Raw genomic sequence first — 26,365 nt, forward strand, 5'->3', positions numbered from 1 at the left:
ATGGCAGTAGATTTACTACTAGGACTACAATGGGGAGACGAAGGCAAAGGAAAAATTGTTGACGTATTAACTAACAACTACAACATTATAGCACGTTTTCAAGGTGGTCCAAATGCAGGACACACCTTAGTTTTCAACGGCAAAAAACACGTTTTACACACCATACCATCAGGTATTTTTCATGATGATGCTACTAACTTAGTTGGTAACGGCGTTGTAATAGATCCTGTTATTTTTAAAGGCGAATTAGATAAATTAGCCGAACAAAATATAGACTACAAAAAATCACTTTTAATTTCGCGTAAAGCGCATATAATTTTACCAACACACAGGTTATTAGATGCCGCAAGCGAAGCTTCAAAAGGAAAAGCCAAAATTGGTTCAACACTTAAAGGTATTGGGCCAACTTACATGGATAAAACCGGAAGAAACGGCATTAGAGTTGGCGATTTAGAATTAGCCGATTGGAAAGAACGTTACAGAAATTTAGCCGATAAACATGAATCTATGATTTCGTTTTACAACGTAGACATAGAGTATAATTTAAAAGAACTTGAAGATGAATTTTTTAAAGCAGTTGATGTTTTAAAATCTTTAACCTTTATAGATTCTGAAGAATACATGTACCAAGCTCAAAAAAATGCTAAAACTATTTTAGCTGAAGGTGCTCAAGGCTCATTATTAGATATAGATTTTGGTACCTATCCGTTTGTTACATCTAGTAACACTACAGCTGCCGGCGCTTGTACAGGTTTAGGCGTTGCACCTAACCAAATAGGCGAAGTATTTGGTATTTTCAAGGCATACACAACACGCGTTGGCTCGGGCCCATTCCCTACTGAGTTATTTGATGAAGATGGTGATACTATGGGGCGTGTTGGTAATGAATTTGGTGCTACTACAGGCCGTAAAAGACGTTGCGGCTGGTTAGATTTAGTAGCCCTAAAATACGCATGTCAAGTAAACGGTGTTACACAATTAAACATGATGAAAGCCGATGTGCTTTCTGGTTTCAAAACCTTAAAAGTTTGTACCGCCTACAAATACAATGGAGAAGTTATTAATCATTTACCTTACAATATTGAAGCTGAAAATGTAGAACCAATTTATACAGAAATTAAAGGTTGGGAAGCAGATTTAACCGAAATGAGTGATGCATCACAATTCCCAAAAGAATTAAATGATTATATAGACTTTTTAGAAAAAGCACTAGAAATTCCTATTACTATTGTTTCTGTTGGTCCAGACAGAAAACAAACTATTTTTAGGAAATAAATAAAATTCTAAACTCATAAAAAAACGCTTCAAAAATAATTTGGAGCGTTTTTTGTTTCAACATAATGAAACGTAATAATAATCGTTATTTTTGCTGTAAATATTTTTTATTTTGAACAAGCAACTTCTTACTTATTTTTTAATATTTCTTTGTGGCGTTTTTAATATTAACGCCCAAAGTAAAAAGAAAATTGAAATAAAATACGCCGGTAGATTAAACGTTGATGAAGTTAATTACCCTGGCGCTAGAATACTAACCAGAGACGACTCTCAACAAGTTCACGTTGGTCACGAAAGTATTGAGCTTTGGTGTGACAGAGCCATTCATTACGGCAACGAAAACTTTATTGAAGCTTATGGCAATGTTAGAATGAAACAAGCCGATACCGTTAATATGACATCTAAATACATTGAATATAGCGGTATTACACAATTAGCATTAGCACGTGGTGAGGTTGTTTTGAAAGACCCAAAAACAACTATTTCTTCTGATACTATTTATTTTGACAGATTAAAACAAGAAGCTTTTTACCGAAGTAACGGTAAGGTTGTAAAAGATTCAACGGTTACAATTACTAGCAAAATTGGTAGGCATTACATGCAAGAAAACAAATTTAAATTTGTTGAAAATGTTGTTTTGGTAAATGATAGCTCTACCATAAATTCTAATTATTTCGATTATTATTCTGACACTGGACATGCTTACCTTTTTGGACCATCAACCATTACAACCCCAGAAAGTAAAACTTACTGTGAAAAAGGATTTTATGACACCGAAAACCAAGTGGGTTACGCCTTAAAAAACGCGCGTATTAATTATGATAATCGTATTATAGAAGGTGATAGTTTATACCTTGACAATGCCAAAAACTTTGCATCGGCATCAAACAATATAAAAGTTACAGACACACTTAACCACAGCATTATAAAAGGGCATTATGCCGAAGTTTTTAAAGGCGAAGAAAAAGATTCTGTTTTTATAACAAAAAAAGCCTTAGCCATCACCGTTCAAGAAAATGATTCTATTTACATGCATGCCGATAAAATTATGGTTACTGGCAAACCTGAAAACAGAATTGTTAGAGCCTATTATAATGCTAAAATTTATAAATCTGATTTAAGCGGAAAAGCAGATTCTATTCATTCAAATCAAAAAACAGGTATTACAAAACTTATAAACTTGAGCAAATTTGGCACTTCCGATAGGTTTTCAGCAAAAAGAAAGCCCATTATGTGGAATGTAGAAAACCAAATGACTGGTGACACTATTCATTTAATATCAAACCCTAAAACTGAAAAATTAGACTCGCTTTTAGTGTTTGAAAACGCTTTTATAATAAGCAAAGATACCATTAGCGAAAACGGATATAATCAAATTTACGGCTTACGCTTAAAAGGCTTATTTAACGAACAAAACCAATTAAGGCAAGTTGATATTACCAAAAATGCAGAGTCTATATTTTATGCAAGAAACGATGAGCAAGAATTAATAGGCATAGATAAAGCAAAAGCTGGAAGTATTAACATACTTTTTGATGAAGGCGCTATTGAGGAATACACAAGGTACAATCAAGTAGACGGTACACTTACACCAGAATCTCAGTTTAAAGAACGTGATAAAAAGCTACGAGGTTTTGATTGGCGCGAAACAGAACGACCAACAAGTGTTGAAGATTTGTTTAAAGATGATCCGCCACTAAAATTGCCAAAAATTAAAGGATTAGCAGATTATGAACCACCAAAAGACTTTTTTGATGAAGCGTTAATTGAACGTATTAATCAAGCGGGAAATAGGGCTTCAGAAAATATCATCCTAAAAAAAGTAGATTCAAAAAAAGATAAGTTAAAACCAAAACAGCTTAAAAAACAAATTTAAATACAAAAACTACTTTAAAATAAAACAATACTAGTCGAATGGTTCTCCTCAGTTAAACTACACAAAAAAATTAATTTTGCTACAAAAAGATGTATAAAAACTTCTTAAAACACCAAGCACAAACCTCTCCGCATCCTTTAGCCATGGAAGTTTCGCACGCAAAAGGATCATACATTTTCAACACAGAAAATAAAACTTTTCTAGATTTTGTTGCAGGTGTTTCAGCTACACCACTTGGGCATAACCACCCAAAAGTTGTTAGTGCCATTAAAAATCAATTAGACAAATATTTACACGTAATGGTTTATGGCGAATACATACAAGCACCCGCCGTTCAACTAACAAAACTATTAGCAAATAATTTACCTAGCTCTTTAAACAAAACATATTTAACCAATTCTGGTACCGAAGCTATTGAAGGTGCTTTAAAATTAGCCAAACGTGCAACAGGTAGAAGTCAAATTATTGCAGCAAATAAGGCCTACCACGGCAACACCATGGGGTCAATGAGTGTTATGGGTTATGAAGAACGTAAACAAGCCTTTAGGCCATTATTGCCCGATGTATCATTTATAAATTTCAATTCTGAAAAAGATTTAGAACAAATTACAACCAAAACAGCCTGTGTAATTTTAGAAACCATTCAAGGTGGCGCAGGTTTTATTGAACCTGAAAGTAATTATTTAGCAAAGGTTAGAAAAAAATGCAATGCTGTTGGCGCTTTATTAATTTTAGATGAAATTCAACCAGGCATTGGCAGAACAGGAAAACTATTTGGTTTTGAACACTACAACTGTATTCCAGATATTTTAGTTACAGGAAAAGCTTTAGGTGGCGGCATGCCTATAGGCGCATTTACAGCATCTGGCAAACTCATGGATTTACTTATGGACAACCCTAAACTTGGGCACATAACAACCTTTGGTGGCCACCCGGTAATTGCAGCATCGGCATTAGCAACACTTAAAGAAATAACCCAAACTAACTTAATAGCACAAACACTAGATAAAGAAAAACTTTTTAGAAAACTACTTATTCACCCATTGATTAAAGAAATTAGAGGCAAAGGCTTAATGCTAGCTTTAATTACAGATTCTGCTGAAATTACCAATCAATTAATACTAAAATCTCAAGACGAAGGTTTAATATTATTTTGGCTTCTTTTTGAACCTAAAGCTGTAAGAATTACACCGCCTTTAACCATTTCTGAAGAAGAAATAAAAAAAGGCTGCAGTATTATTATCAACGTTTTAAATAGTATATCAAATTAACAACACACCTTAAAAATCTGAATATCAGAAAACAAACATAAAAAACACCAAGGAGCAAAACTGTTCATTACTTTGTTAAAAACATTTACAGCAATTTTCAAAATTAAACCAATAGAAGTTTAAATTTATTAGTGTAGAAATTTACAAATGTGCTTATGGAGTTTAGTCAAGAAGACAACCACAATTTGCCGCTTACCAAATTTGAATCAATGTTGAAAACAAATCATGTGTTTTTCTTTGATTCTGAAGAATTTGAAAACATTATTCACCACTATCTCAACCAAGGCAAAATAGCCTTAGCAAAAAAAGCCATAAAACTAGGGTTAGATCAACATCCAACCTCTGTTAATTTAAAACTTTTTAAAGTTGAAGTTTTTGTTTTTGAAGATAAACTTTTAGAAGCAGACACATTACTTAATGAGTTGTACAGTTTAGACCCCACTAATGAAGAAATTTACATTCAAAAGGCAAATATATTTTCAAAAAAAGACAATCATACTAAAGCAATTAAAGTATTAAAAAAAGCCTTAGAACTCACTGATGATGCCGTAGACCTATATTCACTTATAGGTATGGAGTATTTATTTTTAGATGAATACGAAGAGGCAAAAACTTATTTTATGAAATGTTTAGAAGAAGATATTGAAGACTATTCAGCGCTTTACAACATAATTTATTGCTTTGAGTTTTTAAATCAAAATGAAGATGCTATTTCATACTTAAACATATTTTTAGATAAAAACCCGTATTCAGAAGTAGCATGGCATCAATTAGGCAAACAATACTTGGCACTAAAAAAATACAAAAAAGCACTAGCTGCCTTTGATTTTGCCATTATTTCAGATGATAGCTTTGTAGGCGCATACCTTGAAAGAGGTAAAGTTTTAGAACGCTTAAAACGCTATGAAGAGGCTATTGAAAACTATACCATTACTTTAAAGCTAGAAGATCCAACATCGTTTGCCCTTTTGCGCATTGGTTCTTGTTATGAAAAACTTAAAAATTATGAACTTGCGGTACAATATTACTACAAAACGGTACACGAAGACCCATTGTTAGACAAGGGTTGGATTGCCATTACAAAATTTTACAACAAGCAAAAAAACTATCAAAAAGCTTTATATTATATAAATAAAGCTATTAATATAGATTCTGAAAATGTAGCTTATTGGAAATTATATTCGCAAATAAATCAACGATTAAATTTTATTGAAGAAGCCGAACGTGGCTTTAAAAAAACCTTAGATTTAGGTAATTATGAGTTAAGCACGTGGTTATCAAGAGGCGATTTACTTATACAATTAGGTGAAGCCGAAGCCGCTATTTATAATTTTGAACAAGCCATGGAATTTTATCCTGAAAATGCAGAACTAGAATATAGGCTTGCAGGTTTATATTTCAAATTAAATGAAAATGATAAAGGCAAATTTCATTTAAAAAACGGACTTAAATTTAACCAAGAGTTTTCATTTATAATAGATGAACTTTTTCCTGATGTTTCAAACAGAATTGTTGTAAAAAACATAATAAAACAAACCTTATAACAAAACCTTTAACTAAAATGTATACCTTTGGTTTTGTATAAAAAACCAAACAAATGCAAAGACGTTTTACAGACTATCTTATAATTTCTTTAAAAGGTATTGCCATGGGCGCTGCCGATGCTGTTCCGGGTGTTTCTGGCGGCACAATTGCTTTTATATCTGGTATTTACGAAGAATTAATTGCTACTATTAGCAATATAAAACCACCGCTTTTTAAAACGCTTTTTAAACAAGGCCTTAAACCGTTTTGGCAACAAGCAAATGGCAACTTTATATTAGCCTTAATGTGTGGTATTATTGTAAGTTTTGTATCTTTTATGAAATTAGCAAAGTTCCTTTTAGAAAATCATCCAATACTCATTTGGTCGTTTTTCTTTGGGTTAATAATTGCCAGTATTTATTTTGTTGGTAAGCAAATTACAAAATGGAATGCAAGCACTGTTGTAGCTTTAATAGTTGGTGCTGTTGCGGCTTTTTATATTTCATCATTACCTTCAATGGAAAGCTCAACGAGTGATTATTTTTTATTTTTTGCGGGGTCTATAGCCATTTGTGCCATGATTTTACCCGGTATTTCAGGATCTTTCATTTTAATTATTTTAGGCGCTTATAAAACGTTAAGCAACGCTATACATGATTTTGATGTAAAAAAACTAATCATTTTTTCTCTAGGTGCATTGGTTGGTTTATTAAGTTTTAGTCATGTTTTAAAATGGCTTTTTAAAAATTACCATAACGCTACCTTGGCGGTTTTAACGGGTTTTATATTTGGCTCATTAAACAAAGTATGGCCTTGGAAAAATACACTTACGTGGTACACAAACTCTAAAGGCGAAAAAACACCATTGCTACAAGAAAGTATTTCGCCATTTTCATTTGATGGTAATAACCAATTAGCGTTTGCCATAGCTTTAATGCTAGTAGGCTTTTTCACAATTTTTATATTAGAAAAATTAGGTTCTAAAAAACAATAATGCAAAGTACCAGAACATTAACAGATAAAGTGTTTTTAGTATTGAAAGGACTTGCCATGGGAGCTGCCAATAAAGTTCCTGGAGTTTCTGGTGGTGTTGTAGCCTTTGTGGCTGGTTTTTATGAAGAGTTTATTTATTCACTTCAAAAAATAAATGGCAAAGCTTTCAAACTGTTGCTTAACGGTAGGTTTAAAAGTTTTTATCAATACATAAACGGACGCTTTTTAGGCTTACTTTTCTTCGGAATGATTGTAAGCTACTTCAGTATTTCAAAACTTTTAGATTACCTTATTATCAATTACCAATTATACGTTTGGAGTGTTTTTTTCGGAATGATTATAGGCTCAATTTATTACATGAGTAAAGATTTTGAAGGTTGGTGTACAAAAGCATACATATCATTAACCATAGGTATTTTAATAGGTATTAGTATAAGTTTTTTAGATCCTGCCAGAGAGAACGACAACCTGTTTTTTGTGTTTTTTTGCGGCATAATTAGTGTATCTGGTATGACTTTACCAGGGTTTTCAGGCTCTTTTATTCTTATTTTACTTGGTAATTATGTATTGCTATTGGTAGACTCGGTTAATGCATTATATGACACACTATTTAATGTGCTTTCTGCCGATTTTTCATTTATAAACAATCCGCAACGCATAAAAATGCTTAAAGTTTTAGCGGTGTTCACCTTAGGCTCGGTAGTTGGTTTAGTAACATTTTCACATATATTAAATTACGTACTAAAACATTACCGTAACACAACAATTTCACTCTTAATGGGCTTTATTATTGGTTCTTTAGGCGTAGTTTGGCCTTGGAAAAAAACCAATTACAAAACCAATTTAAACGGTAATTTTATATTAGATTCTAACGGCGAAAAAATTATTGAAAACTACAAACGATTCATTCCTAACATAAACCAAGAAACCCTTGTAGCTATTGCATTTATTGCCTTTGGCGTTATTATTGTTTTAGCTTTAGAATGGTACGGACAAAAAACTAGAAACGTAAAAGCATGAACAAATTAGGACTTTTAGGAAAAAATATTTCATATTCATTTTCAAGAACTTATTTTAAAGAAAAATTTCAAAAAGAAAATATATCCAATACCACCTATGAAAATTTTGATATTGAAACTATAGAATTATTTCCTTCAATTTTAAAAAACACACAAGGTTTAAAAGGTATGAACGTAACAATACCTTACAAACAAGCCGTTATGCCCTTTCTAGATGATATTGATGAAAAAGCAGCAAAAATAGGTGCAGTAAACACCATTAAAGTCACAAAATCAGGTAAACTAGTTGGCTATAATACCGATTGTTATGGCTTTGAAAAATCAATAAAACCACACTTAAAACCTCAACATAAAAAAGCATTAATTTTAGGCACAGGTGGAGCTAGCAAAGCCATTGCTTATACTTTAAATGAGTTGGGTATTGACTTTAACTATGTTTCTAGAAACATGCGTAAAGGCATAACCTTTACCTATAACACACTTACCGTAAAAGATATTGAAAACCATTCAATAATAATTAATTGCACACCTTTAGGCACATTTCCAAACATTGAAGATTGCCCTAACATTCCGTACAACGCAATTACAAAAAACCACGTACTTTTTGATTTAATTTACAACCCCGAAGAAACCAAATTTTTAAACCATGGCAAACAAAAAGGCGCCACAATTATTAACGGTTTAAACATGCTGGAACAACAGGCTGAAAAAGCTTGGGAAATTTGGAATCTTACATTGTAAAACTTTAAATTCAGAATTTATTCATTGTAAATCTATTTATTAGTATATTTAGTGTTTAAAAGAATTGTTTTTTTGAACCTTAACATTTTTCAAAATGTCTGACACTAATAATCTACAAAACACTGAAGGAACCGATAGCAACCTAAATAAAGAATCAACAGATGGTACTTTAGAAACCACTAATGTTGATGCTAATGAGACTTCAAACAATACTGAAACTGATGAAAATACCGATGATGATGTATTAAATGAAATTGAAGAATCAAATGCTGAAGATGCCGAAGACGAAGGCAATAAAGACAGACATAAAATTGCTGCAAAAGAATACGATTCCATGTCTTTGGAAGCCTTAGCTATAGAACTTGAAAACTTATTAAAAAATCAAAAAGTTCAAGCTATAAAATCGCATGTAGATACAATAAATGGTGTTTTTAAAACTAAATTTCAGGCGTTAATAGACGATAAAAAAGAAGAATTTATAAACGATGGTGGAAATGAAATAGATTTTTATTACACATCACCGGTTCAAAAAAGGTTTAAACAAGCCTACAAAGATTACCGTAAAAAACTCAATGACCACTACCAAAACATTGAAAAAAACCTAAAAGAAAATTTAGCTAAAAAGCTAGAAATAATTGAAGAACTAAAAGGTTTAATTAATGTTGATGAAAACATAAATACAACATACAAACACTTTAAAGAGTTACAAGAACGCTGGCGGAATACTGGCCCAATTCCTAGAGATAAATACAACAATGCCTGGAATAGCTACCACCACCACGTTGAAATTTTTTATGATTTTCTTCACCTAAATAGAGATTTACGAGATTTAGATTTTAAACACAACCTAGAAAAAAAGCTAAAAATAATTGAGCGCGCCGAAGAATTAGCCAAAGAAGAAGACGCCATGTATGCTTTTAGAGAACTGCAAGAGCTACATAAAATGTGGAAAGAAGAACTTGGTCCTGTTGATAAAGAACATAGAGAAACCATATGGGAACGCTTTAAAGCCGCCACCAAAGTTATAAATGACAAAAGGCAAGTTTATTTTAAAGAAATTGATAAAGTTTACGAAAAAAACTTAGAACATAAACTTGAAATAATAGCTAATATTGATGCTATCACCAATCAAAACAATGCCAATACACACAATGCTTGGCAAAAGAAAATTAAGGAAATTGAAAAACTAAGAAACGACTTTTTCAATGCCGGTAAAGTGCCCATAAAAGTAAATGAAGATACGTGGGCAAAATTTAAAGAATCTGTTAGAACTTTTAACAGAAAAAAGAATGCTTTCTATAAAGATCTAAAAAAGGAACAATACACAAATCTTCAAAAAAAACTAGAACTTATTAAAATAGCTGAAGATAATAAGGATAGCGAAGATTATGAAGCTACAACGCCTTTAATGAAAAAAATACAAGCCGATTGGAAAAAAATTGGTCATGTACCAAGGCGTGATAGTGATAAAATTTGGAAACAATTTAAAAACGCGTGCAACCACTACTTTGATAAATTACACGCAAGTAGAAATGCTCAAAACAAAGAAACTTTAGAAGCTTTCAATAAGAAAAACGAATTACTAAACACATTAAAAGATTTAAAATTAGAAGGCACTAAAGAAGAAAACATAGCGTTTTTAAAAGATAAAATTACCCAATGGAAATCTATTGGAAAAATACCTAATGATAAGCGTTATATTGAAGGAAAATTTCAAAAAACCATTGATGAATTATTTGCTTCATTAGAAATTGAAAAAAATGAGGTGGAAATGATTAAGTTTGAAAACAGACTTGATAATATTGATACAACTGAAAACACTAAAGATTTAGATAACGAACGTATTTTTATAAGAAAGAAAATTGATGAAGTTAAAGGTAAAATTAATCAGTTAGAAAATAACCTGCAATTTTTTACAAATGTTGATGATGACAACCCTTTGGTGAAAGAAGTTAGAAACAACATAAAATCTCATAAAGATGCTTTAAACGTATGGAAAAGTAAGCTTCAAAAAATTAAAAATCTATACTAAAAAAACAACATCATTAAAAAGGCTTTATAAAATGTAGCTACATTTTATAAAGCCTTTTTTTAATTAATTCCATTTGTATGAAAAATCTACAAAGACACTTTTGTACCAATAGATTTTCCATCAATAATATCAATAATGGTATTATCTTTTTTGCCGTTTGCAATAAAAGTAGGTATGTTTTTAGCTGCAGCTTGTTGTGCGTAATCAAGCTTTGAACCCATACCTCCTCTGCCCTCGCCTTCAACTTTGCCACTATCTTTAATATATTTACAAAGGTCTTCTTCTGGACTAACATCTTTTACTAAACTACTGTCATCTTCTTCCGGGTGGCCCGTATAAAGTCCGTCAATATCAGTTAAAATAATTAATTTATCTGCATTTAATAATTGCGCAATTAAACTTGCAAGCTCATCATTATCAGAAAACATAGACATGGTTACTGATACAGCATCATCTTCATTTGCAATAGGAATAACCCCTTCAGAAAGTAACCCTTCGCAACAGTTAATCATGTTTTGCCTGTGAACACCAGGACTAAAATCGCGTTTTGTTGGTAATACTTGGGCACATTTCATACCATAATCATGAAAAATGTTGTAATACAAACGCATCATTCTAGGTTGCCCAATGGCCGAATATACTTGCCTACGTTGCGTATTATCTTCAATTTTAGATTTGCCAAGTACCTCTTTACCTGCTATTACAGAACCTGAAGACACTAAAATTGTCATAATATCGCGTTCATAAAGTTCGGCAATTTGTGATACTAAACGCTTTAAAACTGGTCTTACTATTCTGTTATCTTTGTTGGTCATAACATTAGTACCAACTTTAATAACTATTCTTTCTTTAATTTCTTTAGCCATTTTAATGTTCTTTACCTAACTCTACTGCACGATTAAATGCAGAAAAAGCAGCTTCTTTAATTAATGTGTTTACGTTATTATCTTCCATAGAATCTAGCGCAGCTCTGGTAGTTCCTCCTTTTGAAGCTACACGCTCCATCCATGAATTTGGCGATAAATTTGATTGGTTAAATAATTCTACAGCCCCTGTAAATGTTTGGCTTACAAGGGTTACCGAGTCGTTTTTTGAAAATCCCATTTGTAGTGCAGCTTCCATCATGCTTTGCATAAAATAAAACACGTAAGCTGGCCCACTACCTGAAATTCCTGTTGAGGCATCAATGAGTTGTTCTGTTGACACTTCAATAGATTTTCCTGTGGTATCTAAAAGGCTTTCAATGGTTAATTTTTCAATTCTTGACACCTCAGCCGAAGTAACGTATGATGTTAAACCTTTACCTATTTTTGCAGGTAAGTTTGGCATTGCCCTAACAACTTTATTTAAACCTGTTAGGTTTTTCATTGTTTCAATGGTAACACCTGCCATTATAGAGATTACTATTTGTTGTGGCTTTACTAAGGGTTGTATGGCTTTAAATACACTTTCGGCATGGTATGGCTTAACTGCCATAAAAATGATGTCTGCTTTTGGCACACAGTCTTCTAATTCTTTAAAAGCATCAAACTGCGACATTTGATCTAGTTCTTTTAATTTTTCTTCAGATTTATCTAAAACCATAATGTTTTTTTTCTTTAACAGTTTGGATTTAGACATGCCTTCGGCATACGTTAGGCCCATGTTACCGGCGCCAATTACTAGTATTTTCATTTGTTTATTTAGTTATTTGTTAATTTTGATTTTTTCTAAACAAATAAAACGCAGTCTCTACAGTCTTTTACTTTACCATAATACGTTTTACGATATTTGTGCAGTGTTTTAAAAGGCATTCCTAAAATGTGTTTTTTTATGTATGTAACTTGTGTAATTAATACACCCATACTTTTAGCATACCTTTGTTCTACTACTGTTCTTCTTTTAATTTTTATAATTCCCATGTTGTTTTTTTTATCTTTTTAATCGCATTTCAATATTTCTTGGTTTAAAACCATGTTTTTCAAAAAGCTCAATAACCTTACTATCTTTATGAATGTGAATTGCTATGTCTCCCTTGCAATACAACAAAATATGTTTTACCAACATATCACCAATACCTTGTCTTCGGTACTCTTCTTGTACAGCTAAATACACTAATATGTTTTCAGCTAAATATTCATGCATGCCTGTTTTATTAACTACAGCAGCTGCTACAATAACATTATTATGTTCTACCAAAAAAACAAAACCACCCAAACCCGATATTTCTTTAATAGCATACAAAATAGATTTGCGTATGGCCGTTTTAGTTTCTCTAAACTGGGCATAATTAGCTAATATAAAGTTGGTTACTTTATTAATTTCTATAATTGACAACTTTGAAAAAGCGTCAAAAGTTTTAATAATCATGTAATAATGGTATAACTATTAATGGCTGTAAAACATACCAAAAACCAAAGTGTTCAAATAACAAATAGACATGCAAAATTAGTTAACCACTTAAAACGGTTAACTAACATTACTTTAAGCACGTATGCTTAGAATAAATTGAAGTTTTTTAGAGCGAAGGTGGAATGAATTTATCTGATTGATTTCTAAAAACTAGAAAATTGAAGTTAAAAACTCTGGCGTTACGCTTATTATGAATTTTGTTCATGGTGCAAATTTAGTAAAACACACCGCTTATAGCAAATTACTAATGTTAAGATGCTTATAAATTTTATTAAGAATAATTTTACAAAAAATTAAAGTTTTTTAGCCTCTTCCCAAAAAACATCCATTTCGGCAAGAGTCATGTCTTTTAAATTTTTGTTTAACTTTTTTGCTTTTTCTTCTAAATACTGAAACCTTTTTGTGAATTTTTTGTTGGTACGCTCTAAAGCATTTTCTGGGTTAATGTTTAAAAATCTTGCATAGTTTACCATAGAAAAAAGTACATCGCCAAATTCACTTTCCATAGCGTCTTTATTACCTGTTTTTATTTCTTCTTTAAATTCAAGAAGTTCTTCTTGTACTTTTTCCCAAACCTGTTCTGGTTGTTCCCAATCAAAACCTACACCTGCTACTTTTTCCTGTATTCTGTTAGCTTTCACTAGTGCTGGCAAACTTTTAGGCACACCTTGCAAGACACTTTTTTTTCCTTCTTTAAGCTTTAAATTTTCCCAATTGCGCTTTACATCTTCTTCGTTTTCAACAGTAACATCACCATAAATATGTGGGTGACGGTGTATTAATTTTTCACAAATTTCATTACATACATCGGCGATATCAAAATGTTTAGTTTCACTTCCTATTTTTGAGTAAAATACAATGTGAAGCAAAACATCTCCCAGTTCTTTTTTAACCTCTTCTAAATCATTATCTAAAATAGCATCTCCTAATTCATAGGTTTCTTCAATGGTTAAATGACGAAGCGTTTCCATGGTTTGCTTTTTATCCCATGGACATTGCGCTCGTAACTCATCCATTATGGTTAGTAAACGATTAAAAGCTTTAAGCTGGTTTTCTCTAGAGTTCATTTTGATGTTTTTGTAAAAATAAAACTTTTGAACGTAATGGCTTATTATTTATTCCAAAGTAAAAGAAACTTATTAAAACATTAATTTTTAATACTTTACTTCAAAAAAAAAAAAAAACACATATGGGCTTTCCTTTTATTCTTTTCATTATATTTAAAGAAAAAATTTCTCTCGTTTTTTTTATTCAAATTATTAAAATTATGAGCAGAATTTTTGTTTTCTTTTTTCTAATTTCAATTAATAGTTTTGCCCAAGTTGGAATTGGTACAACAAACCCAGAGGCTACTTTAGATGTTAATGGCAACTTAAAAGTTAGAACAACTACCCTTGAAACCAATATGGAAGTTATAAAAGACTCTATAATGGTTATTTCTAGAGACGGAATAGTTAATAGAGTTGAAGCTAATGATATTGTTAATGCAGCTATTCCTTCAATGGTAAGAGCTTCATTTAGTTCAGCTACTGATGTTGCACATTTAATTACACTAAGCCTTGGTTTTGGCTATACTTTAGTTGAGTTTGATAATGAAATTATTGACTCTAATGATGAATTTGACCCTGCTACTTATACATTTACAGCCAAACAAGATGGTATTTACCATGTAAGTGCTCAAATAAGAATAAATTCAACAATTAGTGCTGATACAGATTTTGGTATTGGAATTTATAAAAATAATGTTTTAGTTGCTGAGCAAAGTTTTACAAGTATAATTGTTGCTTTGGTTAACGTAACTTCTCCTTTTAGAAATGTATCTACAACTATAGATTTAGCGGCAGGAGATACCATTACATTTAAACTAGCCGCATCATTAGCTTCAGTTAATATATTAGGAAAGAATTCTGATAGTTATTGTTCTATTTACCAACTTAGATAGTATTACTATTTTAATTTAAGCTATAACTTTCTGGTATTGAATTTGTTTGTAACAAATTGGCAACTTTTACTACTAACTATTAAAAGCAAGTTAAATTAAAAGAAAAAGACATGATTATTAACAAAGGAACCCTAATTACAGGAGCTATAATTGGTGCTGGCATTGGTGTTTTACTGGCTCCCGAAAAAGGTAAAATAACTAGAGATAAACTTACCAAAGAAGGTAAAGAAATAAAAGATCAAATTACTAAAGATTTTAATGAGGTAAAAGACGATGTTAGTAAAGCAGCAGAATCTGGTAAAGCAAAATTTAAGGAAGATTTAAAAGATTTCGCTTCAAAGGCTAGTTATAAAACCGAAAGGGCTATTACATTTTTAGAGAAACAATTAGCTATTTTAAAAGAGAAAAATAAAACGTTACAGCAAACAAGCTGAAAGTTATTTAAGGATTCTAGCGATGTGATAACCTCTAAGAAGCGTAATTATTAAGACTGATATAATCTGTATGATTATGAGATGAAAATCAAATTCAGCATTATAAATACTAATGTAAAACAAAAAATCCAACTCTCACGAGTTGGATTTTTTTTACATTTAAACCTGTTAGCTTTATAAACTAAGCATTTTGCTTTTTAATTAAATTTAATGCTGAACCCTCATTATACCATGCTATTTGAGCATTGTTATACGTGTGATTTAACTTAATTGTGTCTTTACTACCATTAGCATGAACAACTTCAACTGTTAATTGCTTGTCTGGAGCAAATTCATTTAAATCTAAGAAGTTAAACGTATCATCTTCTTCAATTAAATCATAATCGTTTTCATTGGCAAATGTTAAGCCTAACATACCTTGTTTTTTAAGGTTTGTTTCATGTATACGCGCAAACGATTTTACTATAACGGCAGCAACACCTAAATGACGTGGTTGCATTGCGGCGTGCTCTCTAGAAGATCCTTCACCATAATTATGATCACCAACAACTACTGTTTTAATACCTTTTGCTTTATATGCACGTTGTACATCTGGCACGCCACCATAATCTCCTGTTAACTGGTTTTTAACAAAGTTTGTTTTTTGGTTAAAAGCATTTACGGCTCCAATTAGTGTATTATTGGCAATATTATCTAAATGTCCTCTAAAACGTAACCATGGTCCTGCCATAGAAATATGGTCTGTTGTACATTTACCAAATGCTTTTATTAAAAGTTTAGCGCCCGTTAAAGTATCTCCAATAGGTTCAAAAGGCGTTAAAAGTTGTAAACGTTCAGAGTCGTCTTTTACCACAACATTTACGCCACTTCCATCTGCTACAGGCTCTAAATAACCATTTTCTTTTACCTCAAAACCTTTTGGTGGTAGCTCCCAACCTGTAGGTTCATCTAACATTACTTCTTCTCCGTTTTCGTTAATTAATTTATCGGTTAACGGGTTAAAATCTAAACGACCGGCAATAGCAATAGCTGCAGTTAACTCTGGCGATGCTACAAAAGCATGCGTATTTGGATTACCATCTGCTCGTTTAGCAAAGTTTCTATTAAACGAGTGAACAATACTGTTTTTAGGTGCATTTTTAGGATCTGAATATCTAGCCCACTGCCCAATACATGGTCCACACGCATTGGTAAAAATAGTAGCATCTAATTTTTCAAACACTTGCAAAATACCATCACGATCTGCAGTGTAACGCACCTGTTCTGAACCAGGATTTATACCAAATTCTGCTTTGGTTTTTAAATTTTTGTCTAAAGCTTGTTGGGCTATTGAGGCTGCACGCGATAAATCTTCATAAGATGAATTAGTACAAGACCCAATTAAACCCCATTCTACTTTTAATGGCCACTCATTAGAAACCGCCTTTTCTGTCATTGCTGCACCAACTTCAGTTGATAAATCTGGAGTGAATGGACCGTTTAATAAAGGCCCCAATTCAGATAAATTTATTTCGATAACCTGATCAAAATACTGTTCAGGGTTTGCATACACTTCAGGATCGGCTGTTAAATATTCTTTCACAGTATTGGCAGCATCAGCAACATCACTTCTATCTGTGGCACGTAAATAACGCTCCATAGATTCATCATAACCAAAAGTTGAAGTTGTAGCACCAATTTCGGCACCCATATTACAAATAGTACCTTTACCTGTACACGACATGGCTGTAGCTCCAGGCCCAAAATATTCTACAATAGCACCAGTTCCGCCTTTTACAGTTAGAATTTCGGCCACTTTCAAAATAACATCCTTAGGCGCTGTCCAACCAGATAATTTTCCTGTTAGTTTAACACCAATTAACTTTGGAAATTTAAGTTCCCAAGCCATGCCTGCCATAACATCAACTGCATCGGCTCCTCCAACACCAATGGCAACCATTCCTAATCCGCCGGCGTTTACCGTATGCGAATCTGTTCCAATCATCATTCCTCCAGGAAATGCATAATTTTCTAGAACTACTTGATGAATAATACCTGCTCCTGGTTTCCAAAACCCGATGCCATATTTATTTGAAACAGATTCTAAAAAATCAAAAACTTCACTACTTACACTATTTGCATGTTTTAAATCTTTTGCGGCACCTTCTTTGGCTTGTATTAAGTGATCACAATGTACTGTAGTTGGTACTGCTACCTTGGCTTTACCTGCTTGCATAAATTGCAATAAAGCCATTTGTGCAGTTGCATCTTGACAAGCAATTCTATCTGGGGCGAAGTCTACATAATCTTTTCCTCTAACAAACGCTTTGGTGGGCGTTCCGTCCCATAAATGATTGTATAATATTTTTTCAGATAATGTTAATGGTTTACCAACAATGTTTCGAGCAGCATCTACACGCTCTGCCATTTTTGAATAAACACCCTTAATCATATTAATGTCAAATGCCATAAATTCTTCTTTTTTTTTCTTAATTATATTCAAACTAAAATATTAAAAAAAAGTGATATAAGTAGCTGTTTTACTGATATACCACCTTAATTTAGATTGTGTTCAAGTTAATAAAATTTTGAAAAAACTATCATAAGAAAAGGTTAATAAAAAAGCCCGAATTAAAAAATTCGGGCTTTTGATTATAAATTATTATGACTTTTACGCCATTACTAATTGTTTTTGAGATGGTTTGAATTTAGTTAATACAATACCATCTACTGCAGCTTCATATTCTTCCATAGTTGGTGTACGACCTAGAATAGTTGATAATACTACAACTGGTGTTGATGATAATAATGATTCACCTTTTTTACCATCGGCATCTTTTACAACACGACCTTGGAATAAACGTGTTGATGTTGCCATTACAGTATCTCCAGGCTCAGCTTTTTCTTGATTACCCATACAAAGGTTACAACCAGGACGCTCTAAATACAACATGTTTTCGTATTTAGTACGTGCAGCTGCTTTTGGTGCGTCGTCGTTAAACTCGAATCCTGAGTACTTTTGTAACACTTCCCAATCACCTTCAGCTTTAAGCTCGTCTACAATATTGTATGTTGGTGGCGCTACAACTAATGGCGCTTTAAATTCTACTTTACCATGTTGAGCTTCGATATTTTTTAGCATTTGCGCTAAAATTTTCATATCACCTTTATGTACCATACAAGATCCAACGAAACCTAAATCTACTTTTTTAGTTCCGCCATAGTATGATAATGGACGAATAGTATCGTGTGTATAACGTCTTGAAGGATCTTCGTTGTTTACATCTGGATCTGCAATCATTGGTTCTGCGATTTCATCTAAATCGATAACCACTTCTGCATAATATTTAGCATCTGCATCTGGCTTTAATGCTGGCTTAGAACCAGATTTAAGCTCTTCTATTCTGTTGTTTGCTTTATCTACTAAACCTTGTAACATTTGCTTTTCGTTATCCATACCTTTTTTAATCATGATTTGGATACGATCTCTAGCAATTTCTAAAGATTCGATTAACGTTTCTTCTTCAGAAATACAGATAGACGCTTTTGCTTTCATTTCTGCAGTCCAATCTGTAAATGTAAAGGCTTGATCTGATGTTAATGTACCAATGTGTACTTCGATAACACGACCTTGGAATACGTTTTCGCCATCAAATTGCTTTAACATTTGTTGTTGGGTTGCATGTACGACATCACGGAAATCCATGAAACTTCTCATGTTACCTTTAAACGTTACTTTTACAGACTCTGGAATTGGCATTGTAGCTTCACCAGTTGCTAAAGCTAATGCAACAGTACCAGAATCGGCACCAAAGGCAACACCTTTAGACATACGTGTGTGCGAATCTCCACCAATAATGATATCCCAATCGTCTACCGTAATATCGTTTAATACTTTATGAATTACGTCTGTCATTGCGTGATAATGCCCTTTAGGATCACGACCAGTAATTAAACCGAAATCGTTCATAAACTTCATTAAACGAGGAATGTTAGCTTTTGATTTATCATCCCAAACAGAAGCTGTATGACAACCAGATTGGTAACCAGCATCTACAATTGGTGAGATTACCGTTGCTGCCATCATTTCTAATTCTTGAGACGTCATTAAACCTGTAGTATCTTGAGAACCTACAATGTTTACTTCTACACGAACGTTAGATCCAGCGTGTAATGTTTTTCCTGGTGTTGTACCAACAGCGTTTTTATTAAAGATTTTTTCTACTGCTGTTAACCCTTGGTTTTCTACAGTAATTTCTTTAGAAGCTGCGTACACTTGAGGAATTTCGATACCTAAAGCTTTACAAGCAAAGGTTTGTAATTTTTTACCAAAAACCACAGCGTAAGATCCACCAGCTTTGATAAACTCCATTTTTTGTGGTGTTAATGCTGTTGAAATATCTTTAAGCTCTTGGTCTCCGTTATATAATTTTTTCTCTTTTGTATTAATTGTTAAAACCGTACCTGTTTTTACAGAATAAACCTCTTTTAAAATTGGCTCGCCATCTGCATCTACAACTGTGTTACCGTTTTCGTCTTTTTGTTTTACCCAGTTTTTAAGGTCAATTCCGATTCCTCCTGTAACACCAACTGTAGTTAAAAAGATTGGTGCAATACCATTAGTACCTGCGATTACAGGTGCAATATTGATAAATGGTACATAAGGTGATGATGGAATACCTGTCCATAATGCCACGTTATTTACACCAGACATACGAGACGATCCTACACCCATTGTTCCTTTTTCGGCAATTAACATTACTCGTTTATCAGGGTGTTGCTCTTTTAATGCCAACACCTCTTGTTGCATGTCTTTATTATGTTCGAAAATACATTGACCGTGTAACTCACGATCTGAGCGTGAGTGTGCATCTGCACCAGGTGATAATAAATCTGTTGAAATATCTCCAACACCAGCAACATAAGTTACTACTTGAATTTCTTCTTGAACTTCAGGAAGTTTTGTAAAAAATTCAGCTTGTGCATAACTTTCAATTATCTCTTTTGCGATAGCGTTACCAGCTTTCATTGCTTGTTCTAATCGATCGGTATCTGCTTCGTATAAAAATACTTGTGTTTTTAATACTTTAGCTGCAGCTTCAGCAATTGCCTTATCTTCACCTAAAGCTAAATCTAAAAGTACTTCTACAGATGGTCCACCTTTCATGTGAGATAATTGCTCGAAAGCAAATTCTGAAGTAATTTCTTCTACTTTAGTTTCACCTAAAATAATTTCTTTTAAAAAATCTGCTTTTACACGTGCAGCACTGGTAGTACCCGGTAAAACGTTATATATAAAAAAGTTTAAAGAATCTTTTCTATGCTCGTTATTTTCATCTTTAATTTGAGCAATAATTTCAGATAACAATTCACTGCCATCAATAGGCTTAGGGTGTAGCCCTTGCGCTTTACGCGCTTCTATCTCCTTGAGATAATCATTATAAGTATTCATAAAAGAAATATTTCAATGTTTAAGTTGGGTTGAAACTGTTTACTTTTTGTTAAAAAAAGCTTCGCAAAATACGAAATTAATACAAAGATTTAAAAATAAACATGCGAATACAGTCACTTACAATACGTTTTAATTATAGTGGTATTTTAAAATAAAATGATTGCGATTTTAATATTTTGAAGCGCTTAATTTTACGTTATTCACAAAAAATTAAGGGTTAAATTTTAAAATAAACTACTTATTATTTCATTTTCTGAAACACCCTCAGCTTCGGCTTTGTAGTTTTTTATAATTCTATGACGAAGAATACTGTGAGCAACAGCCTGAACGTTTTCAATATCTGGTGAAAATTTACCATGAATTGCTGCGTGTGTTTTGGCTGCTAAAATTAAGTTTTGTGATGCTCTTGGGCCAGCGCCCCAATCTATATACTGTTTTACTAAGTCTGCGGCAGTGTTACTATTTGGTCTTGTTTTACCAACCATATTTACTGCATATTCTACTACATTATCGGCCACAGGAATTCGCCTAATAACTTCTTGAAATTTAGTGATTTCGGTTGCTGAAAAAAGTGAATTTATTACCGGTTTGTTATTGCTTGTTGTGGCTTTAACAACCTCAACTTCTTCTTCAAACGAAGGATATTCTAAATTTATTGCAAACATAAACCTATCTAACTGAGCCTCTGGTAATGGATATGTTCCTTCTTGTTCAATGGGGTTTTGGGTTGCTAATACAAAATAAGGTAAATTTAATTTATAATGATGACCAGCAACTGTAACGGCTCTTTCTTGCATTGCTTCTAATAAAGCTGCTTGTGTTTTTGGTGGTGTTCTGTTAATTTCATCGGCTAAAATGATATTAGCAAAAATAGGGCCTTTTACAAATTTAAAATGGCGGTCTTCATCAAGAATTTCACTACCTAAAATGTCACTTGGCATTAAATCTGGTGTGAACTGAATACGTTTAAAATCTAAACCCAAAGCCTGTGCAATGGTGTTTACCATTAAGGTTTTTGCTAAACCAGGCACGCCAATTAAAAGTGAATGCCCTCCTGAAAAAACTGAAATCAGTATTTGGTTTATTACCTCATCTTGACCAACTATAGCTTTTGCAATTTCTTGCTTTAATGCTTTATACTTTGTTACAAATTGTTCAATTGCTGCTACGTCAGACATATACTATTTTTTTAACCAGTTACTTGTATAGTTACAATCTCTATAAGTGCCGTTAATGTTTATATAGGTGTCTGTTATTTTTTCAGACTGCCAATTGGCAATGGCTTTAAGCTTTTTTTCTTTTAATGCTAACTCTTTTATTTTTAAGAAATCTCTAGCATAATCTGCTTCATGCTCGTCAATTCTATCGGTTACCATTAAAATTTTATATTTGGTGTTACCTCTATTATCTTCATCTTTTAACACCAAACTTACCTCGTTATCTTTTAAATTTTGAATTTGTGCATACAAGCCAGTATCCATTCTTGTTAATTCAAAATTATAATCTTGTGTTTCTGGGTTAATTAATTGGCCACCATCATTTTTTGTTTCCTTTTCATCACTGGCTTCTCTGGCAGCTTCGGCAAAAGTAATATCGCCATCAATAATACGCTGTCTTACTTTTTCAAGGCGTTCTTTTGCTTCTTTTATGGCATCATTTGATACTTTTGGTTTTAAAAGAACGTGACTAACATCATATTGCTGACCTCTAATTTTTTGACAATATACAATGTGATAACCAAAATCTGTTTTAAAAGGTTCAGACACTTCACCTTCTTGCAAAGCGAAGGCTGCTTGTCTAAATTCTTTTACCATTCTTGGCTTTTTTCTATCTAAAGTATAAATGTAACCTGATTGCTTAAGCCCTGGATCTTCACCATAAAGTACGGCTTTAGACCTGAAGCTTGCGCCTCTTTCCATAACATCTTCTCTAAAACCATTAAGTCTATCAATTATGCGTTGTTCTTCTTCTTCTGATACTTTTGGCTCTGCTACTATTTGTGCCACTTTTAACTCTGTACCGAATGATGGACGTTGGTCTTTTGGTATTTTATCAAAATATTCTCTTACCTCTTCAGGAGTAATTTCTATTGCTTCAACAATTTTAGCTTGCATTTTTGATGCTAACTGATTGTTTTTGTTGATTTCGAACATTTCATCTCTAAAACTTTGCTCGTCTTCCTTTTTATAATATTTAAGAAGCTTATCCATGTTGCCGCCAAAATATTGTAAAAATTGCTGAATTTGATAATCTACTTGACCTCTAATTTCGGCATCCGAAACCTGAATACTATCTTGAATAGCATGGTGTGCGTAGAGTTTATTTTCTAATAAAGAGCCCATTAATTCACAATCTGTTACACCATCAACGTTACCACCTGCTGCTTGAATTTGTTCTCTTTCTTTGGGAATATCAGACTCTAAAATGATAAAATCTCCCACTACGGCAGCAACACCATCAACTTTTACAGATTGAAATGTTGATGAAACACTATCTGTTTTTTTAGTTGGTTTTGTTTCAACTTTATCTTCTATAATTTCTTGAGCAGATAGTACATTTACAGCTAAAAGCACTGTAAATAAAACCTTTAGGGCTTGTGTATTATTTATAAATTTCAAATTGTTTGTTTTTAATAGCATCTTTTGTAATATCTTTTTCTAACTGCCTAATAAGTTCTAGTTTTCGTTTATTAATAACTATTTGATCTATTGTAGGCTTTACATATTCTAGCGGCGCTGTATTATTTCTTAACAGCACGTCATTTATTTGCATCAAATATACTCCTAATGAATCTTTGAGTTGCACAAAATTAGATTTTTTTAACAATTCGTTTTTATTTTCTGCAGTAACTACTGGTATTTTATCAACCACCTGAGCTAACTTTATCCAAATAGAATCATTTAAAGAATATGATGTAAACTGTATTGAAATAGAATCTAACTCTTGTTTATCTGTTTCATTAAAACGCTCAAACTTATCTTGTATATCTTTTAGGTTATTAATATTTTCATTTACGTGAATGTACCTAAATTTAATTAAGTCTTCATTTAATTTAAATACCTCTTTATTATTTTCATAATACATTTCGGCTTCAGTAGTACTAACAACGGTGTCAATGCTACGTTTTACAAGTGCTTCCATGTAAGCTTTTGTGTATAAATCATTTTTATACTGGTTTACAAGTTTATTAAAAGCCTCTTGTTTTGTTTCGCTTAAATTAAGTTTGGCTCCATCAACTAACAGCTGTTGGGTTGCCCATTTATTTATGTAATTTTGAATGATAAGCGTACTGTCTTGCGGGCTTGTTTCAGGCGAAACTAGATTTTTAATATCATCATAATATAAATATGATTCATTAACTCTTGCTATAGCAGTTTGGGTATCTGTACTTTTAAAAAAGTTGCAAGACACTAAAAATAACAGCATTAAAATTACTACAAACCTACTACGCACTTAGCTTTTATTTTTTATTATTGATTTTACGTTTTTTAACACCGCTTGGTTTACTTTTACAGGGTATTTTTCTTTTAAAGTATTAACCCAAATATTTTCTTTATGGGTTTGATAATCGCTAATTACATTGCCTTTAGCTTCTTCAAATAATTTTTGAGTTTGCGGTAACACCTCTTTAATTTGTACTAAAACATAAGCATCATTATGTTCGTAAATTTTAGAAACTCCTTTTTTAAAGGGCAGTTTTTTGGGCAATAAAGCATTATTGGCATCCATAACCTCTGTTGTAAAAATAACGTTGGTATTGCCATTAGTATTTAATTGCGATTTTATTGTATTAACTAACACACCTTTGTTTAGCATTTTAGCAACTTTTTTTAATGTTTTTTGTTTTGAAGCTGAAGCTACAACAGCATCAATTTGCTGTGGTGTTTTATAGTTTTCTTTATTGTTTTGGTAGTATTCTTTTATGGCAACAGAATCTGTTTTTGAAGCATTCCAAATGGTATTTTCCATTAAATCGAACAACAATAAGCCATCTCTGTATTCAGATAGTACATGGGCATAGTCTTCATTTTCAAACTCTAAACGAGCTTCTTTATAAGCCACTAAAGTTTCATTTAAAAATGTATTGTAATGCTCATTAACAAATGTGTTTAATGGTTTTTTTATTATTCTACCTTGCTGTTTTTCTAACAAATACGTTGCAAAATTATTGTATGTAAAGGTTGAATCTGCAATGGTAAACAATGTTGTTTCTGCATTGAAATTTTCTGGTAAACGCCAACTACGCTTAAAATAATCTTCATTTAAAATAGATACAAAATATGGTATTGCTGCATTATTTTCGGTTAGGTTGTATTGTTTTTTTAAGCTGTTGTATAAAGCATCATCTATAAGTTTTGAGCGATCGTCTCTTTTTACTTTTGTTAACAAATCTGCTTTAACATCTTCAAAAGGTGGTATTAGTTTTTTATCAATTAGTTTAACAATATGCCAACCATAAGCCGATTTAATAGGCTCTGAAACATCACCTTTATTTTCTAAAGCAAAAGCTACTTTTTCAAATTCTGGCGCATTTAATTGTCCGCTAGAAAATGGCGCCATTCTTCCACCGTTAACTGCTGAGTTTTTATCATCTGAAAACTGTTTAGCTAAACTCTCAAAGGTTTCACCTTGTTTAAATTTGTTATAAATTTCGTTTATACGCTCTTCAGAAGTGTTTAAAGTATCACCTTTTTTTTCTGTTACCATAATATGAGCAACGGTGCGCTCTCCTTTAGATTTTCTCTTATCTAAAACCTGAATAATATGGTAACCAAAACGCGTTCTAAAAGGCATAGAAATTTCGCCCACGGGTGTATTGAAGGCCGCATTTTCAAAACTGTAAACCATTTTAAAACCAGAAAAATATCCTAAAGTTTCACCAAACACATTTTTACCATCGTGCTTTTGCTTCATAATGGTTTCAAAACCTTGATTTAAAGCTGCTTCTCGCCATTTTAAAAGCCTGTTATAAACAACCAAAGTATCACTTGGGTTTGCATTTTTAGGTAGTTTTATTAAAATATGGTTTGCATTAACGTCAAATGAAATTCTTTGGTAAGCCTCTTCAAGTAAAGCATCTGTTACTTTAGTATCTTTCATAAAACTTTTAGCAAGTTGCTTTTGGTAGCTTTCTAACTCTGTTTTGTATGATGCTTTTTCATGAAGTTTTTGTGCTTTAGCTTCTTTTAATTTTAATTTATAAGTGGTAAATAGTTTTAAGTATTCATCTACATTTCTTTGAGATTCATCTTTTACCAAATCTAAATTCTTATTATAAACTCTTAAAAATTCAGACACATAAACAGGTTCATTGCCAATTGTAAAAAGTACTTCATCTGTTTTTAACTGTGCATTACAAACACTAAAAAAAAGTATTGATACTAATGTAAATAAATATGCTAATTTCATGGATTAAAAATTATTCAAGCGGCTACA

At 32.3% G+C, this 26,365-nt stretch carries 21 protein-coding genes; 10 read left to right on the forward strand and 11 right to left on the reverse strand.

Annotation, left to right across the window (positions count from 1 at the left end):
* From ACXAG4_RS00480 to ACXAG4_RS00515, 8 genes are all read left to right on the forward strand, one after another.
* Nucleotides 1-1,275: an adenylosuccinate synthase gene (locus ACXAG4_RS00480; protein WP_475294121.1), complete on the forward strand. Its 1,275-nt coding sequence runs from the start codon at nucleotides 1-3 to the stop codon at nucleotides 1,273-1,275.
* Nucleotides 1,276-1,387: 112 nt separating this feature from the next.
* Nucleotides 1,388-3,151 (forward strand): OstA-like protein, encoded by a 1,764-nt coding sequence (locus ACXAG4_RS00485; RefSeq protein WP_475294122.1) that lies wholly within the window; start codon nucleotides 1,388-1,390, stop codon nucleotides 3,149-3,151.
* Nucleotides 3,152-3,240: 89 nt separating this feature from the next.
* Nucleotides 3,241-4,422, forward strand: coding sequence for an aspartate aminotransferase family protein (locus ACXAG4_RS00490; protein WP_475294123.1), 1,182 nt, complete (start codon nucleotides 3,241-3,243; stop codon nucleotides 4,420-4,422).
* A gap of 155 nt (nucleotides 4,423-4,577) precedes the next feature.
* Nucleotides 4,578-5,966, forward strand: coding sequence for a tetratricopeptide repeat protein (locus ACXAG4_RS00495; RefSeq protein ID WP_475294124.1), 1,389 nt, complete (start codon nucleotides 4,578-4,580; stop codon nucleotides 5,964-5,966).
* A gap of 53 nt (nucleotides 5,967-6,019) precedes the next feature.
* Nucleotides 6,020-6,940 carry a polyprenyl-phosphate transporter gene (locus tag ACXAG4_RS00500; protein ID WP_475294125.1) on the forward strand — a complete coding sequence of 307 codons (921 nt, stop codon included), beginning with the start codon at nucleotides 6,020-6,022 and terminating at the stop codon, nucleotides 6,938-6,940.
* Nucleotides 6,940-7,959, forward strand: a complete 1,020-nt coding sequence (locus ACXAG4_RS00505; RefSeq protein WP_475294126.1) for a DUF368 domain-containing protein — start codon at nucleotides 6,940-6,942, stop codon at nucleotides 7,957-7,959. Before ACXAG4_RS00500 ends, ACXAG4_RS00505 begins: the two co-directional genes overlap by 1 nt.
* A complete protein-coding gene (locus tag ACXAG4_RS00510) occupies nucleotides 7,956-8,699 on the forward strand; it encodes a shikimate dehydrogenase family protein (protein WP_475294127.1) in 744 nt (247 codons plus the stop codon). Before ACXAG4_RS00505 ends, ACXAG4_RS00510 begins: the two co-directional genes overlap by 4 nt.
* A 94-nt stretch (nucleotides 8,700-8,793) precedes the next feature.
* Nucleotides 8,794-10,731, forward strand: a complete 1,938-nt coding sequence (locus ACXAG4_RS00515; RefSeq protein WP_475294128.1) for a DUF349 domain-containing protein — start codon at nucleotides 8,794-8,796, stop codon at nucleotides 10,729-10,731.
* 86 nt (nucleotides 10,732-10,817) lie between these two features.
* Here the strand turns inward: ACXAG4_RS00515 and proB are convergent, their stop codons facing one another.
* From proB to mazG, 5 genes are all read right to left on the reverse strand, one after another.
* A complete protein-coding gene (gene proB / locus ACXAG4_RS00520) occupies nucleotides 10,818-11,597 on the reverse strand; it encodes a glutamate 5-kinase (RefSeq protein ID WP_475294129.1) in 780 nt (259 codons plus the stop codon).
* Nucleotide 11,598: 1 nt separating this feature from the next.
* Nucleotides 11,599-12,405, reverse strand: coding sequence for a pyrroline-5-carboxylate reductase (gene proC / locus ACXAG4_RS00525; protein ID WP_475294130.1), 807 nt, complete (start codon nucleotides 12,403-12,405; stop codon nucleotides 11,599-11,601).
* A gap of 35 nt (nucleotides 12,406-12,440) precedes the next feature.
* Nucleotides 12,441-12,632, reverse strand: a complete 192-nt coding sequence (locus tag ACXAG4_RS00530; RefSeq protein ID WP_475294131.1) for a hypothetical protein — start codon at nucleotides 12,630-12,632, stop codon at nucleotides 12,441-12,443.
* 10 nt (nucleotides 12,633-12,642) lie between these two features.
* Nucleotides 12,643-13,080: a GNAT family N-acetyltransferase gene (locus tag ACXAG4_RS00535; protein ID WP_475294132.1), complete on the reverse strand. Its 438-nt coding sequence runs from the start codon at nucleotides 13,078-13,080 to the stop codon at nucleotides 12,643-12,645.
* Between the two features lie 335 nt (nucleotides 13,081-13,415).
* Nucleotides 13,416-14,189: a nucleoside triphosphate pyrophosphohydrolase gene (gene mazG / locus ACXAG4_RS00540; protein WP_475294133.1), complete on the reverse strand. Its 774-nt coding sequence runs from the start codon at nucleotides 14,187-14,189 to the stop codon at nucleotides 13,416-13,418.
* A gap of 200 nt (nucleotides 14,190-14,389) precedes the next feature.
* Between mazG and ACXAG4_RS00545 the strand changes: the two genes are divergently transcribed.
* Nucleotides 14,390-15,064 carry a hypothetical protein gene (locus ACXAG4_RS00545; protein ID WP_475294134.1) on the forward strand — a complete coding sequence of 225 codons (675 nt, stop codon included), beginning with the start codon at nucleotides 14,390-14,392 and terminating at the stop codon, nucleotides 15,062-15,064.
* Nucleotides 15,065-15,174: 110 nt separating this feature from the next.
* Entirely contained in the window at nucleotides 15,175-15,498 is a 324-nt protein-coding gene (locus ACXAG4_RS00550; protein ID WP_475294135.1) for a YtxH domain-containing protein, read from the forward strand.
* A 181-nt stretch (nucleotides 15,499-15,679) separates the two neighbouring features.
* Here ACXAG4_RS00550 and ACXAG4_RS00555 read toward each other — a convergent pair whose 3' ends face one another.
* From ACXAG4_RS00555 to ACXAG4_RS00580, 6 genes are all read right to left on the reverse strand, one after another.
* A complete protein-coding gene (locus tag ACXAG4_RS00555; protein WP_475294136.1) occupies nucleotides 15,680-17,947 on the reverse strand; it encodes an aconitate hydratase in 2,268 nt (755 codons plus the stop codon).
* Between the two features lie 201 nt (nucleotides 17,948-18,148).
* Nucleotides 18,149-20,929: a bifunctional aconitate hydratase 2/2-methylisocitrate dehydratase gene (locus ACXAG4_RS00560; RefSeq protein WP_475294137.1), complete on the reverse strand. Its 2,781-nt coding sequence runs from the start codon at nucleotides 20,927-20,929 to the stop codon at nucleotides 18,149-18,151.
* A 224-nt stretch (nucleotides 20,930-21,153) separates the two neighbouring features.
* Nucleotides 21,154-22,107, reverse strand: coding sequence for an AAA family ATPase (locus ACXAG4_RS00565; RefSeq protein ID WP_475294138.1), 954 nt, complete (start codon nucleotides 22,105-22,107; stop codon nucleotides 21,154-21,156).
* A 3-nt stretch (nucleotides 22,108-22,110) separates the two neighbouring features.
* Nucleotides 22,111-23,547, reverse strand: a complete 1,437-nt coding sequence (locus ACXAG4_RS00570; RefSeq protein ID WP_475294139.1) for a peptidylprolyl isomerase — start codon at nucleotides 23,545-23,547, stop codon at nucleotides 22,111-22,113.
* Complete coding sequence (locus ACXAG4_RS00575; protein WP_475295226.1) at nucleotides 23,531-24,355, reverse strand: peptidyl-prolyl cis-trans isomerase; 825 nt, start codon at nucleotides 24,353-24,355, stop codon at nucleotides 23,531-23,533. The genes ACXAG4_RS00570 and ACXAG4_RS00575 overlap by 17 nt, the downstream gene beginning before the upstream one ends.
* A gap of 27 nt (nucleotides 24,356-24,382) precedes the next feature.
* Nucleotides 24,383-26,338, reverse strand: a complete 1,956-nt coding sequence (locus ACXAG4_RS00580; RefSeq protein ID WP_475294140.1) for a peptidylprolyl isomerase — start codon at nucleotides 26,336-26,338, stop codon at nucleotides 24,383-24,385.
* Between the last annotated feature and the right edge of the window lie 27 nt (nucleotides 26,339-26,365).

The organism is Seonamhaeicola sp. ABD4_175, assembly GCF_056160885.1.

Bases quoted from the DNA above. Each gene is read 5' to 3' on its own strand.
- ACXAG4_RS00505 (WP_475294126.1), top strand. From the start codon at position 6,940: ATGCAAAGTACCAGAACATTAACAGATAAAGTGTTTTTAGTATTGAAA.
- ACXAG4_RS00560 (WP_475294137.1), bottom strand. From the start codon at position 20,929: ATGAATACTTATAATGATTATCTCAAGGAGATAGAAGCGCGTAAAGCG.
- ACXAG4_RS00515 (WP_475294128.1), top strand. From the start codon at position 8,794: ATGTCTGACACTAATAATCTACAAAACACTGAAGGAACCGATAGCAAC.
- proB (WP_475294129.1), bottom strand. From the start codon at position 11,597: ATGGCTAAAGAAATTAAAGAAAGAATAGTTATTAAAGTTGGTACTAAT.
- proC (WP_475294130.1), bottom strand. From the start codon at position 12,405: ATGAAAATACTAGTAATTGGCGCCGGTAACATGGGCCTAACGTATGCC.
- ACXAG4_RS00480 (WP_475294121.1), top strand. From the start codon at position 1: ATGGCAGTAGATTTACTACTAGGACTACAATGGGGAGACGAAGGCAAA.
- mazG (WP_475294133.1), bottom strand. From the start codon at position 14,189: ATGAACTCTAGAGAAAACCAGCTTAAAGCTTTTAATCGTTTACTAACC.
- ACXAG4_RS00490 (WP_475294123.1), top strand. From the start codon at position 3,241: ATGTATAAAAACTTCTTAAAACACCAAGCACAAACCTCTCCGCATCCT.
- ACXAG4_RS00530 (WP_475294131.1), bottom strand. From the start codon at position 12,632: ATGGGAATTATAAAAATTAAAAGAAGAACAGTAGTAGAACAAAGGTAT.
- ACXAG4_RS00510 (WP_475294127.1), top strand. From the start codon at position 7,956: ATGAACAAATTAGGACTTTTAGGAAAAAATATTTCATATTCATTTTCA.
- ACXAG4_RS00555 (WP_475294136.1), bottom strand. From the start codon at position 17,947: ATGGCATTTGACATTAATATGATTAAGGGTGTTTATTCAAAAATGGCA.
- ACXAG4_RS00550 (WP_475294135.1), top strand. From the start codon at position 15,175: ATGATTATTAACAAAGGAACCCTAATTACAGGAGCTATAATTGGTGCT.
- ACXAG4_RS00580 (WP_475294140.1), bottom strand. From the start codon at position 26,338: ATGAAATTAGCATATTTATTTACATTAGTATCAATACTTTTTTTTAGT.
- ACXAG4_RS00500 (WP_475294125.1), top strand. From the start codon at position 6,020: ATGCAAAGACGTTTTACAGACTATCTTATAATTTCTTTAAAAGGTATT.
- ACXAG4_RS00535 (WP_475294132.1), bottom strand. From the start codon at position 13,080: ATGATTATTAAAACTTTTGACGCTTTTTCAAAGTTGTCAATTATAGAA.
- ACXAG4_RS00575 (WP_475295226.1), bottom strand. From the start codon at position 24,355: ATGCTGTTATTTTTAGTGTCTTGCAACTTTTTTAAAAGTACAGATACC.
- ACXAG4_RS00495 (WP_475294124.1), top strand. From the start codon at position 4,578: ATGGAGTTTAGTCAAGAAGACAACCACAATTTGCCGCTTACCAAATTT.
- ACXAG4_RS00545 (WP_475294134.1), top strand. From the start codon at position 14,390: ATGAGCAGAATTTTTGTTTTCTTTTTTCTAATTTCAATTAATAGTTTT.
- ACXAG4_RS00565 (WP_475294138.1), bottom strand. From the start codon at position 22,107: ATGTCTGACGTAGCAGCAATTGAACAATTTGTAACAAAGTATAAAGCA.